The organism is Kitasatospora herbaricolor, from assembly GCF_030813695.1.
Taxonomy (GTDB): domain Bacteria; phylum Actinomycetota; class Actinomycetes; order Streptomycetales; family Streptomycetaceae; genus Kitasatospora; species Kitasatospora herbaricolor.
The window spans coordinates 7828570-7842527 of record NZ_JAUSVA010000002.1; the positions used below are offsets into that span (position 1 = coordinate 7828570).

A 13958-nucleotide genomic window follows, 5' to 3' on the forward strand; every position below is an offset into this window, starting at 1 on the left:
GTAGGCCGGTCGTTGTTCGTGAGGGTTTGAATTTGCTCATCCTTTGCGCGAATTGCGCAAGACCCTTCCATACGATGATCGAATCTGACAGGATCGTCCGCTATCCGGTGTCTAGCAACCGGCCTTGGGGGAGGAACGGGATGCTCGGCTTCGTCCTTCGCCGCCTGCGCGGGCGACTCCCGCTCGCCGCGGCGGTCCTGGTCACGGTGCTGATCACCACGGCGATGCTCACCGCGATCGTGGCGTTCAACCGCACCGTGGGCGAGGCCGGTCTGCGCCAGGCGCTCCAGGGGCCGGGCCGGAGCCGGACCAGCGTCCTGGTCACCGGCGAGCGCGCCGCCCAGGACCGCGGCACCGACGACGCGGCCGTCCGGGCCTTCGCCGGCGACCTCTTCGGCCCGCTCCCGACCCGGGTCGAGAGCGCCGCCCGCAGCCGCTCGTACGGGCTGCCCGCAGCCGGACCCGAGACGGGCAGGGCCCCCGACGACCACGGCGCCACCGGCAAGGACCCCGACCTCACCGTCCTGGTGGCGCTCGACCGCGACCAGGCGCACCTGCTGGCCGGTCGCTGGCCGCAGCCGTCCGACCGACCGCCGCTCCGGGCCCCCGGACCGGCGGGCGCGGGCGACGCCGTCGAGGTCGCGGTGCCGCCGGCCGCGCTGACCCGCCTGGGTCTGACGGCCGCGGCCCTGCCCGCCTCGGTGACCCTGGCCGACCGGCTCCAGGGGAGCCCGCTGACGGTACTGGTCACGGGCGTCTACCAGGCCACCGACCGCACCGACCCGTTCTGGCGGCTCGACCCGCTCGGCGGCGCCGAGGTGCAGGTCAGCAGCTTCACCACGTACGGGCCCCTGCTGGTGGACGACGCCGCCTTCACCTCCGGCAGGCTGGTCCAGAGCGGTCGGAGCTGGCTGGTCCGGGCCGACTTCGGCGCCGTCCGGCCCGCCGGGGCGGAGGCCCTGCGGCAGCGGGCCGACACCGTCTCCGCCGCCCTGCAGCACACTGCCGCGCTCCGGGTGCAGACCGAACTCCCTGAGCTGCTGGGAGAGTTGAAATCGGGTGCGGTGGTGGCCCGGTCGACCGTACTGATCGGCGCCCTGCAACTCGCCGTGCTCGGCGCGGCGGCCCTGCTGCTGGTCGTCTCCCTGCTGACCGGCCGCCAGGAGGGCGAGAACGCGCTGCTGGCCGCCCGAGGCGCCTCGCGCCGCCGGATCGGCCTGCTCACCGCCGCCGAATCCGTCCTGCTGGCGCTGCCCGCGGCCCTGCTCGCACCCCTGCTCACCCCGCCGTTGCTGCACCTGCTGGGGCGCTTCGGACCGCTCTCCCGGGTGCCGCTGGACACCTCCCTGCCGTGGATCCTGTGGCCCGTCGCGGCCGCCTGCGCGCTGGCCTGCGTCGTGCTCACCACCCTGCCCGGGCTGGTCCGCGGGGCCGGCGCGGCCGCGCTGCGCCGGGCCGGCCGGCGGCAGGCCGTGGTGGCCGGCGCGGCCCGCTCCGGCGCCGACCTCGCCCTGCTCGCCCTCGCCGTGCTGGCCTACCGGCAACTGGCCCGGCAAAGCGGCGGCACGCTCGCGGCGGAGACCGCCGGCCGGCTCGGCGTCGATCCCGTCCTGGTCGCCGCGCCGACCCTGGCGCTCTGCGCCGGCACCCTGCTCGTCCTGCGCCTGCTGCCGTTCGCCGCCCGCCTGGGCGGCCGGCTGGCGGCCCGCGGGCGGGGCCTGGGGCCGGCCCTGGTTGGTTGGCAGTTCGCGCGCCGGCCCGGCCGGGCCACCGGGCCGGTCCTGCTCCTGGTGCTCGCCGTCGCCACCGGGGTGCTGGCGCTCGGCCAGCACAGCGCGTGGTCCGCCTCGCAGCGCGACCAGGCCGACTTCGCGACCGCCGGGGGGTTGCGGATCACCGGCTCCGGCCTGGCCGCGATGGGCCAGGGCGGACGCTACGCGGCGCTGCCCGGCGGCGAACGGCTGATCCCGGTCGTCCGGACCGACCAGTCGCTGCCCGGCGGCGGCACCGGCCGGGTGCTGGCGCTGGACGCGGCGGGCGCGGCCGAGCACCTGCGGGTCCGCCCCGACCTGTTCGACGGGCGCGGCGCCCGCGAGCTGCTGGCGCCGCTGGTGCGCCCCGAACCCTCGGGCCGGGCGGCCGGCATCCCGCTGCCGGGCCACCCGGCGCGGATCGACCTGGAGGTGGGCGTCCGGGTGCTGCAACGCTCCGCCGCGGCCGGGCCGCCGTCCGACGGCGCGCCCGTCCGCCCGGGCCTGTGGCTGATGCTGCGCGACCGCTTCGGCACCACCTACCGCACCCTCGTCCCGGGCCTGCCGGCCGAGGGCGAGGCGAAGCTCTCCGTCGACCTGACCGCGCTGACGGACGCCCCGCTCGGCTCCGTCGCCGCGCCGCTGACCCTGACCGGCCTGGTGGTCGGCTACGGCTGGGCGGGCGGCGAACGGATCGACGGCGAGCTGACGGTGGGCCGGATCGCGGCGGCCGACACCCCGGACGGCCCGGCCGTGCCCCTCCCCGCCGGGCCGGACTGGTCGCAGGCCCCCGCGCAAGGCGGCGGCACCGCCGCCGCGACCGTGGAGGGCGTCCCGGCGGACCAGCGGGCCGCCGGCACGCTGCTCCGGCTGCGCTACCGCAGCGGGCCCTCCGACTTCCGCGGCGTCCGCGTCCCGCTGGTCCCGGCGGGCGGCGCCCCGGCGGCCGCCGCCGGCGGTGAACTGCCCGGCCTCGCCACCCACGACTACCTGACGGCCGTCGGCGCCTCCGTCGGCGACCTCGTCCGGGTGCCGTTCGGCGGGGCCCGCGTGCCCGTCCGGATCACCGCCGCCGTGGACTCGGTGCCGGTGGCCGGCCGCACCGCGCTCGTCCTCGACCTCGGCTCCGCCGGGCGGCTGCTGGCCGACAGCGGGGTGGAGACCCCCGTCCCGAACGAGTGGTGGCTGCCCGCCGCCTCCGAGCACGACCCCGCACCCGTGGCGGCCGCCGCCGCACTCCGCTCCGCACCCGGAACCCAACTGCTGCACCTGCGCGAGGAGATCGTCGCCGGGCTGCTGGAGGACCCGGTGAGCGCCGCCCCGCAGACCGCGCTGGCCGCGATGACCGTTGCCACCGCGGTGCTCGCCGCGATCGGGTTCGCGGCGGCCGCGGCCGCCGCGTCGGCCGAACGGGCGGGGGAGTTCGCCGTCCTGATGGCGCTCGGGGTGCCGCGGCGCCGGCTGACCCGTACGGTCGCCGCCGAGCAGGCCGTCCTGGTCGGCCTGGGCACGGTGGTCGGGATCGCCCTGGGCGCCCTGATGGTCCGTCTGATCGTCCCGCTGGTGGTGCTCACCCCGGCCGCCCGCCGCCCGGTGCCGGACGTGCTGGCCGGACCGCCGCTCGGCCAGTCCTTGCTGCTGGCGGCCGCGATCGGCGCCGTCCCCCTGCTGTCGGCCTTCCTCGGCGGTCGCCACCGCCGCGGTCCGGCCGCCCGGCTGCGACTCGTGGAGGAGATGTGAGCACCCGCGACCATGCCGGACGGGCCGACCGCGCCCGGCGGCCCGCCCCGTGGGTGCGCACCCGGCTGCGCGCGGCGCCGTCGGCCGTCCTGCTCGGCGCCGCCCTCGCCTTCGGCCTGGTCCTGCTCGCCGCGGCCCTGCCGCGCGCCCTGGACCGCGGCGCCGACAGCGCCCTGCGCGCCTACCTGCGCGACGCCGGCCCGGCGGCGACCAGCCTGCTGGCCAGCGCCCCGGCCAGGCCCGGCCAGGACTCGCCCCAGAGCCTCGACACGGCGCTCGCCACCCTGCGCAGCCGGGTCGGATCCGCGTTCCGGCTCGACCCGAGCGGGCCGGTGCACGGCGCCCGCGCGCTGCACCCGCGGGTCCTCTCCAACCCCGAACTCGCCCGCCCCGAAGCGGTGCCGCCCCAACTCGGCCTGTACTTCCTGCCCGCCGCCGGCGACCACGTCCGGCTGGTCGAGGGGCAGTGGCCCGGCGGTGGCCCGGCCGACGGCCCCATCCCCGTCGCGCTGGCCGCCGAGGCCGCCGAGACCCTCGGCGCGCGGGTCGGCTCCGTCCTGGTCGCCCCCTCCTCGGTCGGCGTCCCGCTGCGGGCCGAGGTGGTCGGCCTCTACCGCGCCGCCGATCCGACCGAGGACTACTGGACCGGCCTCCCCTGTCTCACCGAGGCCTGCCTCAGCATGACCAACGTGCTGCCGGCCGAGTCGTTCTGGACGACCGCCGGCCTGGTCGGGCCGGAATCCGTGGGCAGGCTGCTCGACTGGGGCGTCCGGGCCGAGGCCTTCTGGCGGCTGCCGCTCGACCCCGACGGGATGCGGGCCGACCGGCTGGCCGGCACCGGCGCGGAGCTGGCCTCCTTCGTGACCGGCCCGCGGGCCGCCGAACTGGCCACCGCCACCGGCCGCAGCGAACTGCGGATCGCCTCCGACCTGCCGGATCTCCTCACCCGGGCGCAGGCCCGCCGGTTCGCCGCCGCGCCGCTGACCGCGGTCGGCCCGGCCGGCGTGGCCGGGGTCGCCCTGGTGGTGCTCTGCCTGGCGGCCGGACTCACCGCCGACCGCCGCGCCGGGGAACTGCACCTGCTCCGGGCCCGCGGCGGATCACGCGCCGGCATCCTCGGCCGGCTGCTCGGCGAGGGCGCGGTGACCGTGCTGCCCGCGGCGGCGGCCGCCACCCTGCTCGCCTTCGTGCTGCTCCCCGCACCGCGCTGGACGGCCGCCCTGCTGGGGGCCCTCGTCACCACGCTGCTGGCCCTGCTGGCCCTGCCGGTCCGGGCCGCCGTGCTGCTCGCCGCCCCCCGGCGGACCGGCGGGCGGCGCCGCGCGGTCGCCGAACTCGCCGTGCTGGCCGCCACCGTGGCCGCCGTGACCGAAGTCCGCCGCCGGGGGGTCGCCCCGCCCGGCGAGGGCCTGGACCCGCTGCTGGTCGCCGCCCCGCTGTTGCTCGCCCTGACCGGAGCGCTGCTGCTGGCCCGGCTCCAGCCGGTACTGGTGGGGGCGCTGGCCCGGGCCGCCGGACGCGGCCCCGGCGCGATCGGCTTCCTCGGCCTGGCCCGCGCCGCCCGGGGTACCGGAGCCCGCCCCGGTACCCCGGTGCTGCCGCTGCTCGCCCTGCTGCTCGCCGTGACGACGGCCGGCTTCGGCGCCACCGTGCTCGATGCGGTGGACCACTCCCGGCTGCGGGTCGCCCGGCTCGCCGTCGGCGGTGACGCCGCCGTCGCCGCGCCCGTCCGGGGCACCCTGCCGGAGGCCTTCACCCGGGCGGCGGCCGGGCTGCCCGGCGTACGGACCGCCACCGCGCTGTGGACGGACGACGACATCGCGCTGCCCGCCGCCGCCGGCCGGGACCGGGCCACCGTGGTGGTCGCGGACCCGGCCGGGTACGCCGAGCTGGCCCGGACGGTCGGACGCGGACGCTTCGACCCGGCGCTGCTGGCCGGCCCGGCACCGGGCGCCCCGGTACCCGCCCTGGTGAGCGCCGACCTCGCCGGGGCGCTCGGCCCGGCCGCCTTCCCCTTGCGGCTCGCGGGCGGGACCGAGTTCCTGGCCACCGTCGCCGGGGTGGTCGACGGCACGCCGGCCCGGCCGAACGCGACGAAGGCGCTGATCGTGCTGCCGACCGGCCCGACGGTGCTCAAGGTGCCCGCGGTGGGCCTGCCCAACCGCTGGTACGCGACCGGGAGCGTCGAGGACGAGCGCCTGCGGGCCCTGGTCCGCGACACGGTCGCGGCCCCGGAGCCGTCCGCCGGTGCACGGCCGGCCCCGGCGGCCGGCCGTGCGCAGGCCGGACCGACCGTGCTGACCAGCGCCGCCGTGACGGCGGAGCTCGGCGCCGACCCGCTGCAGCACTCCGCCGGCCGGCTGTTCCAGGCCTCGGTGGCCGGCGCCGCCGGCCTCGCGCTGCTGGCGGTGCTGCTCACCCTCGTCCGGGCGGCGCCCGAACGGGCCGCGCTGCTGGCCAGGTTGCGGACCATGGGCCTGCGGCCACGGCAGGGGCTGGCGCTGGTCCTGGCCGAAACCCTGCCGCAGACCCTGGTGGCGGCGGCCGGCGGGATGCTGCTGGCGCTCGCCGCCGTGGCCCTGCTCGGGCCCGCCGTCGACCTGACCTCGCTGGTCGGCGCGGTGGTGCCGGCCGGACTGCGGCCGGCCGCGCTGCCGGTGCTCACCCAGGCGCTGGGCCTGGCCGCGCTGGTGTCCGCCGGGGTGCTGGCAGAGGCCGCCGTCACCGGGCGGCGACAGATCACCACCGAGTTGAGAGCAGGGGACAGCCGATGAACAGCGCGCCGTACGGCCCGGCCACCGAGGAGGCGCCCGCCCACCGCCCGCCCACCCTGCAGGAGTTGCGGCAGCGGGCGCTGGCGGCCGCGGCCCCGCGCACGCACCGCGCCGGTACGGCGATCGTCTGCGAGCGGCTGGTCCGGATCTTCAGCACGGACGGGGTCGAGGTCCAGGCGCTGCAGGGCCTGGACCTGCAGGTCGAGCAGGGCGACCTGATGGCCCTGGTCGGCGCCTCCGGCAGCGGCAAGTCCACCCTGCTCAACATCCTGGCCGGCCTGGACGTCCCGACCGCCGGCACCGCCATGGTGGCCGGCCGGGACCTGCTGGGCATGACCGCCAAGGAGCGGCTGACCTACCGCCGGGACGTGGTCGGCTTCATCTGGCAGCAGACCGCCCGGAACCTGCTGCCCTTTCTGACGATCGCTCAGAACGTCGCGATGCCGATGCAGTTGCGTGGCGAGCGGGGTGGCCGGGCCCGATCGGCGGCGCGCGCCGCCCGGGTGGGGGAGCTGCTGGAGGCGCTGGGCATCGGCGAGCTGGCCGGCCGCCGTCCCGCCGAGCTGTCCGGCGGCCAGCAGCAGCGGGCCGCGATCGCGGTGGCGATGGCCAACGACCCGGCGGTGCTGCTCGCCGACGAGCCCACCGGCGAACTCGACTCGGAGACCGGCGCGGGTGTCTTCGAGGCCTTCCGGACGGTCAACCGCGAGCTGGGCGCCACCGTGGTGATCGTCACCCACGACCCGCTGGTCGCCGGTGAGGTGCGCCGCACGGTAGCCGTCCGGGACGGGCGCACCAGTAGCGAAGTGTTGCGCCGTACCGTCACCGACGAGCACGGCGAGGAGTCGGTCAGCGAGCGAGAGTACGTGATGCTGGACCGTACCGGGCGGGTCCAGCTGCCCGCCAAGTTCCTTGCGGCGCTGGGCATGGAGCACCGGGTGGCGGTCGAGCTGGGCGCCGACCACATCGCCGTCCGGCCGGATGACCTGACCGGCCGCTGAGCCGCCGCAGGGCGGCCCGGACGGGTCGGGTCGGGTCGGGTTCGAGGTCGGGTCGGGTTCGGGGCCGGGTCGGTTCCGGCCCGTCAGGCCTGGTCGGCGACGGCTGCGAGGGCGGCGTCCAGGCGCGCCGTCGCCTCCGCTGCGACCGGCTCCAGGTCGGGCAGCCCGGTGAACGCGACCATGGTGTCGGGGTCGAGGGCCTGGACGAGGATCTCGCCGCCGTCGCGGCGGACCACCACGTTGCAGGGCAGCAGGAGTCCGACGGCCCGGTCGGCGTCCAGGGCCTGGCGGGCCAGCGGCGGGTTGCAGGCCCCCAGGATCAGGTAGTCCTCCATGGTGTGGTCGAGCTTGGCCTTGAGGGTGGCGGCCACGTCGATCTCGGTGAGGATGCCGAATCCCTGCTCGGCGAGGGCCTCCCGGACGCGGGTGACGGTGTCGGCGAAGTCGCCGCTCACGCGGACGGTGCGGTCGTAGCTCATGCTGCGCTCCTTGCGGGTGGGGCGGCCGGTGGGCCGGGTCGGGGCCGGGCGCCGGGTGGGGCGAGGTGCCCGTGGGTGGGGTACCGGTGGGGTACCGGTTCGCTCCAGGATACCCCCGTGGGTATCGGTGTACGGTGAGCCTATACCCCCCAGGGTAAATCGGCGCGTCCGGTCCGCCCTCGCCCCGAGGGTGAGGTGCGCCTCCCGGGATACCGGTGGGGGTATCGGTTAGGCTCGATCCCATCCTTACCCCCCGGGGTATCCACGAGGAGGCTCTCCATGACCACCGCAGACCAGACCCGGGTGCCCCCACCGACCGGCGCACCCGGCCACGACCCTTCCGAACCGCCCCAGCCCTACGGCCGGTTGGGCCGGCTCGGCCGGTGGGCGAGCGCGCACCTGCGACTGGTCGCGGTGCTCTGGCTCGCCCTGGTCGCCGGGCTCGGCGCGTTCGCGCCGCAGGTGACCTCCTCGCTGGCAGGCGCCGGCTGGCAGGCCGACGGCTCGGAGTCGGTGAAGGTCCGGGAGCTCGCCGACGCCCACTTCGGCGGCAACGCCTCCTCCGCCCTGCAGGTCGTGGTCGCCGCCGACCGGCCGGTCACGGACCCCGCCGTGGCCTCCGTGATCGAACGCGCCGGGGCCCTTCTCGCGGCCGACCCGCGGATCGAGCGGGTGGTCCCGCCGGAGCCCGGTGTCACGGTCGGCCCCGACGGCCGGACGGCGATCCTGCTGGCCGGGGCCGGGGCGGACACCGACGACATGGTCCGGGCCGCGGACGACCTCAAGGGCCCGCTCGCCGCGCTCTCCGGTGGCGGCGTCCAGGTCAGCGCCACCGGGGCCTCGGTGCTGTGGAGCGACTTCAACGCCGCCAACCACGACGCCATGATGAAGTCCGAGATGCTGTCCTGGCCGGTCACCCTGGCCATCCTGGTCCTCGCCTTCGGCTCGCTCGTCGCCGCCGGACTCCCCCTGCTGCTCACCCTGGCGGGCCTGGCCGCCTCGGCCGGCGCCCTCGTCCTGCTCAACCACCTCACCCCGACCTCGGTCTGGGCGATGAACTTCGCCATGATGTTCGCTCTGGCGCTCGGCATCGACTACGCGCTGTTCCTGGTGGTCCGCTTCCGCTCGGCCCTCGCCCGGCACGGCGACGCCCGCCGCGCGGTCGGCGAGACCATGGACACCGCCGGCAAGGCCGTCGCCCTGTCCGGCGTCACCGTGCTGGTCAGCCTCTCCGCCGTGCTGCTGGTGCCCGCGCCGGCGTTCCGCTCGATGGCGCTCGGCATCATGCTGGCCGTCACCTTCGTGCTCGCCGCCACCCTCACCCTGCTGCCCGCCGTGCTCGGCCGGCTCGGGCGCCGGGTGAACGCCGGTGCGCTGCCCCGCTCCCGCCGGGCCGCCGGGCAGAGCGAGGGCTCGGCCCGCTTCACCGCCTGGGGCGAGCGCCTGTGGGCGCACCCGCTGCGGTACGGCGTTCCGGCGCTGCTCGTGCTGCTCGCCCTGGCCGCCCCCGTGATCGGGCTGCGGACCGCGATGCCCTCCATCACCGTCGTCCCCGAGGACTCCTCGGCCCGTACCGGGTACACCGCCGTGCAGCGGGCCTTCGGCCCCGGCGCGCCCGGCGCGCTGCAGATCGTGACGCCCGCCGGGCAGGCCGACGCCGCGGCCGCCGTGCTGCGCGACTCGGCCTCGATCGCCGCGGTGATGCCCGCTCAACAGGCCGCGGACGGCTCCGGGCTCACGATGCTGCAGGCCGTGCCGGCGGTCGACCCCTCGGACCCTGCGCTGGCGGCCACCGTCGAGCAGCTGCGCGAGCGACTGCCGGAGCAGGCGCTGGTCGGCGGCGCGGCGGTGGAGAACCTCGACCTGCAGAGCATGCTGGACGGGAAGACCCCGCTGGTCGTCGGCGTGGTGCTGGCGATGGGCTTCGTGCTCCTGCTGCTGGCCCTGCAGGCGCCGCTGCTCGCCCTCCTCGGGACGGTCACCTACCTGCTGGCCACCGCCGCCGCCTTCGGCGCCGCCCGGCTGGTGTTCCAGGACGGCCACGGTGCGGGGCTGCTCGGATTCGAACCGCAGGGCTTCCTCGACGGCTGGGCGCCGGTGTTCTTCTTCGCCATGATCTTCGCGATCGCGATGGACTACACCGTCTTCCTGCTCTCCTCCGCCAAGGAGCACCACGAGCGGACGGGTGATCCGCGCCGGGCCGTCGTCGGGGCGCTGGCCCACTCCGGGCGGGTGGTCTTCGCCGCGGCCGCCGTGATGGTGGCGGTGTTCCTCACCTTCGCGCTCTCCGGCCCGCTGCCGCCCAAGGAGATGGGCATCGTCCTCGGCCTGGCGGTGCTGCTGGACGCGGCGCTGGTGCGCCTGGTCCTGCTGCCGGTCCTGCTGCGGCTGACCGGCCGGGCCGCCTGGTGGTCACCGGCCTGGCTGCGCCGGGTGCTGCCGGACATCCGCTTCTCGCACGGGTGAGCGGCGCCCCGGCCGGGACGGCGGCGGCCGCCGCGGATACCCCAGGGGGTACGATGGAGGGAACCATCGCGAGGAGGAGACGTCCGTGACCGTCGACGAAGAAGCCACCGGCGCCGTCCTGAACCGCCTGCGCCGCGCCCAGGGACAGCTCAACGGCGTGATCGCCATGATCGAGGCCGGCCGGGACTGCAAGGACGTGGTCACCCAACTCGCCGCCGTCTCCCGGGCGCTGGACCGCGCCGGATTCAAGATCGTGGCCAGCGGGATGCGCCAGTGCCTGGCCACCGCCGACGGCGACACCCCGCCGATGACCGAGGCCGAGCTGGAGAAGCTCTTCCTCACCCTCGCCTGAGCGCCACCCGGCGAAGCCGGACGGGGCCGGTGGCCGCGACGAAGGTCGCTGCCACCGGCCCCGTCCCCGTGACCGGCACCGAGGGTCAGACCGCCGGTGCGGCGGCCTCCGGCGCGGCGGTGCGCTCCACGGCCGGAGCCGCCTTCGGGTTGAGCACCCGCTCGGCCAGGTGGCCGAAGAGCAGACCGAAGGACACCCAGAGGGTGACCTGGATGGCGAGGGCCGAGAGCCGGAACTGCCAGAGCAGCGTGGCCGGGAAGTCCTCCGGCACCTCGTTGATCGCGGGCAGGAACACGTAGGCCAGGCCCACGGCCAGGGCGAAGCCGGCCGCCGTGGCCACCGTCGCGTACCAGGTGCCCAGGCGCGGCGCGAGGCGCTTGCCGACGATCACCGCGGCGACGGCCAGCAGGATGCTGAGCGCCATCATCAGGAAGTACAGCGTGGTGCGCTTGCCGATCGTCTCCGGGTCGCCCACCGACGGCGGGTTGGCCGGGTACTTGAGGAAAGGGACGACGTAGACCGCGAGCAGGGCCGCACCGGAGAGCAGCGCGGCGGTGGCGCGGGCGCCGAACCGGCCGACCCGGCCCAGCGCGAAGCAGAACGCGAGCGCGCCGAAGCCGCCCAGCGAAATGCCGTAGACGAGAACGCCGGTGGCGAGACCGGCGGTCGACTGCACGGCCCGGCTGACGAGTTCGACCTCACCGTGCTCGTGGGCGTGCGCCTCCTCGAAGGCGATCGCCGCGTCGATGTGCGGCTCACCCATCAGGTAGGCGACGATCAGCGCGAGCACGCCCGCGGCGAGACCCGCCAGCATGCCGCGGACGAGCAGGGATCTGACAGTTGTGGAGTTCATGGAGTGGTTCCCCCGGAGCTTCAGTGGCAGGGGAAACCGAGCAGGTGGCGGCCGTCGTGCACCCATTCGTGCACGCTCTCGCCGGAGATGAGGGACGTCGCGCCCTGTTCGGCGCCGACGAAGTAGATCAGCGCCAGCATCAGGATGCCGAAGAAGACCGCCCAGGGGGCGATCGCCTTCAGCGGCAGGGTCAGTGGTGCGGCGGGGATGGCCGCGGGGGCAGCGGACTGTGCCATGACGGGAACCTCCTCGGGAACTCGCGTCCCGCTAGATGGTGCAGAAACGACGGCATCGGGTCTGACTCCCCGGCAGAACCGCCCGTACGGGCCGGTGCTGCGGGCTTACAGTGGCGCGACCGTGCCGGATTCTCACCGGGCTTCCGTCATACCGTCGTCGTATCGGGCTTGAAGGTACCGTCTGCGGTCGGGTCCGCCAAGGGCGTGGGGGCGGCGCTCTTGGGGCAGCACCGCGCCGGGAGCACCGCCGAGCGCCCGGTGCACGGAGCGATTCACCCCCGCGGCAGAGGAGTTGGACAGGATGGAGCGAGCGATGACCGTCCGCGTGACCTTGGTCTCAGCGGCGATGGGCAGCGCGCTGCGGGAGGCCCGGTTCGACGACGGCGGGCCGCTGGAACCGACCGGCCTGCGGCAGGCCGAGCAGGCCGCCGGCACCCTGCCGGCCGGCGGCCGGGCGTACGCCTCCCCGTCGCCGCGCTGCGCCGCCACCGCCGCGGCGCTCGGCCTGCGGGCCGAGCCGGCGCCCGCTCTGGCCGGGTGCGCGATGGGCCGCTGGACCGGCCTGACCCTGGCCGAGGTGGCGGCGGCCGAGGGCGGGTCGGTGGCCCACTGGCTGGCCGACCCGGCGGCCGCCCCGCACGGCGGCGAGAGCCTGCTCGACCTGTTCGCCCGGGTCGCCGGCTGGCTGGACGCGCTGGCGCTCGACGTGACGCCGGGCGGCGGACGTGGCCCGGTGGTCGCCGTGGTCGAGCCGGACGTCGTTCGCGCCGCCGCCCTGCACGCCCTGGGTGTACCCGGACCGGCCTTCTGGCGGCTGGACGTGCCGCCGCTGTCGGTCACCGAACTGACCGGCCGCTCCGGCCGCTGGAACGTCCGCTGGGGGAGGCCGGCCGGCGGCGGGTAGGCCCGGGCCGCGCGTCGCCCGATCGGCCGATCGGGATGGCAGCCGGGCCCGCCCGGCCGGAGCCTGGGGGCATCATCCCCGTCCCCGAGGAGCCCCGTCATGACCGTCACCGCCGACCTCGACAAGGTGCTGGACAAGAAGTACGAGAACCTGAGCCTGCCGGAGGTGCTCGACGCGCCGGTCGCCGCCCTGGCCGGCCTCACCGACGCGCACGGGGAGGCGCTCGCCTCGTTGCGGATCAAGACCGTCGGCGACCTCGGCCGCAACAAGTACATCCGCTGGGCGGTCGCGATGGCCGACCTCCAGGACCGCACCCACTGAGCGGTCGCACCCCCGGTCCCGGCGGTCGAACCCCCGGCCGCCGGCCCGCGCGCGGGAGGTGGCGGCGGTGCCGATGACGGTGGTCGAGGGACGCAGGCTCAACCTGTCCCACCTCGACAAGGTGTACTTCCCGCGGACCGGGACCCTCAAGGGCGAGGTGATCACCTACTACGCCACCGTGCAGTCGGCGCTGCTGCCCCACCTGCGCGACCGGCCGCTGTCCTTCCTGCGCTGCCCCGAGGGCGTCGAGGGCGAGCGGTTCTTCGCCAAGAGCCCGCCGGCCGGCACGCCCGCCTGGGTGCGCACCGTCGCGGTCCCGAGCACCGCCGGCGGGCTGCGGCAGGTCGTGGTGGAGGACGGCGCCACCCTGGTCTGGGCGGCCAACCTCGGCTGCGTCGAGTTCCACGTGCCGCAGTGGCACGGCGCCGAACCGGCGGTGGCCGACCGGCTGGTCCTCGACCTCGACCCGGGCGAGGGCGCCGACGTCCTGACCTGCCGGGCGGTCGCCCGGCTGCTGCGCGAGCGGCTGGCCGCCGACGGCCTGACCACCTGGGTGAAGACCTCCGGCTCCAAGGGCCTGCACCTGCTGGTGCCGATCACCCCCACGCCGGGGGAGGAGGTATCCCGGTACGCCAAGGCGGTCGCCGCGGAGCTCGAACGGCTCCACCCCGACCTGGTCGTGCACACCATGGCCAAGGCCCGCCGGGTCGGCCGGGTGCTGGTCGACTGGTCCCAGAACGCGGCGAAGAAGACCACGGCGGCGCCCTACACCGTCCGGGCCCGGCCCCGCCCGACCGTCTCGACCCCGATCAGCTGGGACGAACTCGACCGGGCCGAGGCCGCCGGGGACCTGGAGTTCACCATCGCCGACGTCCCCGGCCGGCTGCGGGCGGACGGCGACCTGCTCGCCCCGCTGCTCCTCCCCTCCCGGGCCCGCCCGCTGCCCGCGGCCGCCGCGCCGGGCCGGGGCGCGCCGGCCGCCCCCGGGCGCCGGCCGGCTCCCTCGCCGGACCTGGCGGCGCCCGCGACCCGGCCCGCGAAGGCGCCCACCGCGCCGCCGGCCGCGGAGCCCTCCGCCGCC

General features: G+C 76.7%; 10 protein-coding genes and 1 pseudogene. 8 read left to right on the top strand and 3 right to left on the bottom strand.

Going from position 1 to position 13958, the window contains the following annotated elements; all coding sequences use genetic code 11:
• The first annotated feature begins 140 nt into the window (after positions 1-140).
• The 3 genes from J2S46_RS34045 to J2S46_RS34055 are packed head-to-tail and all read left to right on the top strand — an operon-like array spanning position 141 to position 7266.
• On the top strand, positions 141-3491 hold the full coding sequence (locus tag J2S46_RS34045) for an FtsX-like permease family protein (RefSeq protein ID WP_191290208.1): 3351 nt from the start codon (positions 141-143) through the stop codon (positions 3489-3491).
• Positions 3488-6265, top strand: coding sequence for a hypothetical protein (locus tag J2S46_RS34050; protein WP_191290209.1), 2778 nt, complete (start codon positions 3488-3490; stop codon positions 6263-6265). The genes J2S46_RS34045 and J2S46_RS34050 overlap by 4 nt, the downstream gene beginning before the upstream one ends.
• A complete protein-coding gene (locus J2S46_RS34055) occupies positions 6262-7266 on the top strand; it encodes an ABC transporter ATP-binding protein (protein ID WP_191290210.1) in 1005 nt (334 codons plus the stop codon). Before J2S46_RS34050 ends, J2S46_RS34055 begins: the two co-directional genes overlap by 4 nt.
• Positions 7267-7349: 83 nt before the next feature.
• On the opposite strand, the gene J2S46_RS34060 is transcribed toward J2S46_RS34055, so the two are convergent.
• Positions 7350-7745 (bottom strand): DUF302 domain-containing protein, encoded by a 396-nt coding sequence (locus tag J2S46_RS34060; protein WP_191290211.1) that lies wholly within the window; start codon positions 7743-7745, stop codon positions 7350-7352.
• Between the two features lie 279 nt (positions 7746-8024).
• Here J2S46_RS34060 and J2S46_RS34065 point away from each other — a divergent pair, with 279 nt between their 5' ends.
• Both J2S46_RS34065 and J2S46_RS34070 read left to right on the top strand, forming a co-directional pair.
• Positions 8025-10211: an MMPL family transporter gene (locus J2S46_RS34065; protein WP_191290212.1), complete on the top strand. Its 2187-nt coding sequence runs from the start codon at positions 8025-8027 to the stop codon at positions 10209-10211.
• A gap of 85 nt (positions 10212-10296) precedes the next feature.
• Entirely contained in the window at positions 10297-10563 is a 267-nt protein-coding gene (locus J2S46_RS34070; protein ID WP_073921341.1) for a metal-sensitive transcriptional regulator, read from the top strand.
• A gap of 85 nt (positions 10564-10648) precedes the next feature.
• Here J2S46_RS34070 and J2S46_RS34075 read toward each other — a convergent pair whose 3' ends face one another.
• Together J2S46_RS34075 and J2S46_RS34080 are read right to left on the bottom strand one after the other, a co-directional pair.
• Positions 10649-11416: a CbtA family protein gene (locus J2S46_RS34075; protein WP_191290213.1), complete on the bottom strand. Its 768-nt coding sequence runs from the start codon at positions 11414-11416 to the stop codon at positions 10649-10651.
• Positions 11417-11436: 20 nt separating this feature from the next.
• Complete coding sequence (locus tag J2S46_RS34080; RefSeq protein ID WP_073921339.1) at positions 11437-11652, bottom strand: CbtB domain-containing protein; 216 nt, start codon at positions 11650-11652, stop codon at positions 11437-11439.
• A gap of 313 nt (positions 11653-11965) precedes the next feature.
• On the opposite strand from J2S46_RS34080, the gene J2S46_RS34085 reads away from it, so the two are divergent.
• The 3 genes and pseudogenes from J2S46_RS34085 to ligD form a co-directional block, all read left to right on the top strand.
• On the top strand, positions 11966-12556 hold the full coding sequence (locus J2S46_RS34085; protein WP_191290214.1) for a histidine phosphatase family protein: 591 nt from the start codon (positions 11966-11968) through the stop codon (positions 12554-12556).
• 99 nt (positions 12557-12655) lie between these two features.
• Positions 12656-12877 (top strand): hypothetical protein, encoded by a 222-nt coding sequence (locus J2S46_RS34090; RefSeq protein WP_073921337.1) that lies wholly within the window; start codon positions 12656-12658, stop codon positions 12875-12877.
• Between the two features lie 73 nt (positions 12878-12950).
• Positions 12951-13826, top strand: a pseudogene (gene ligD / locus J2S46_RS34095) (non-homologous end-joining DNA ligase); the annotation flags it as partial.
• Positions 13827-13958: the final 132 nt, after the last annotated feature.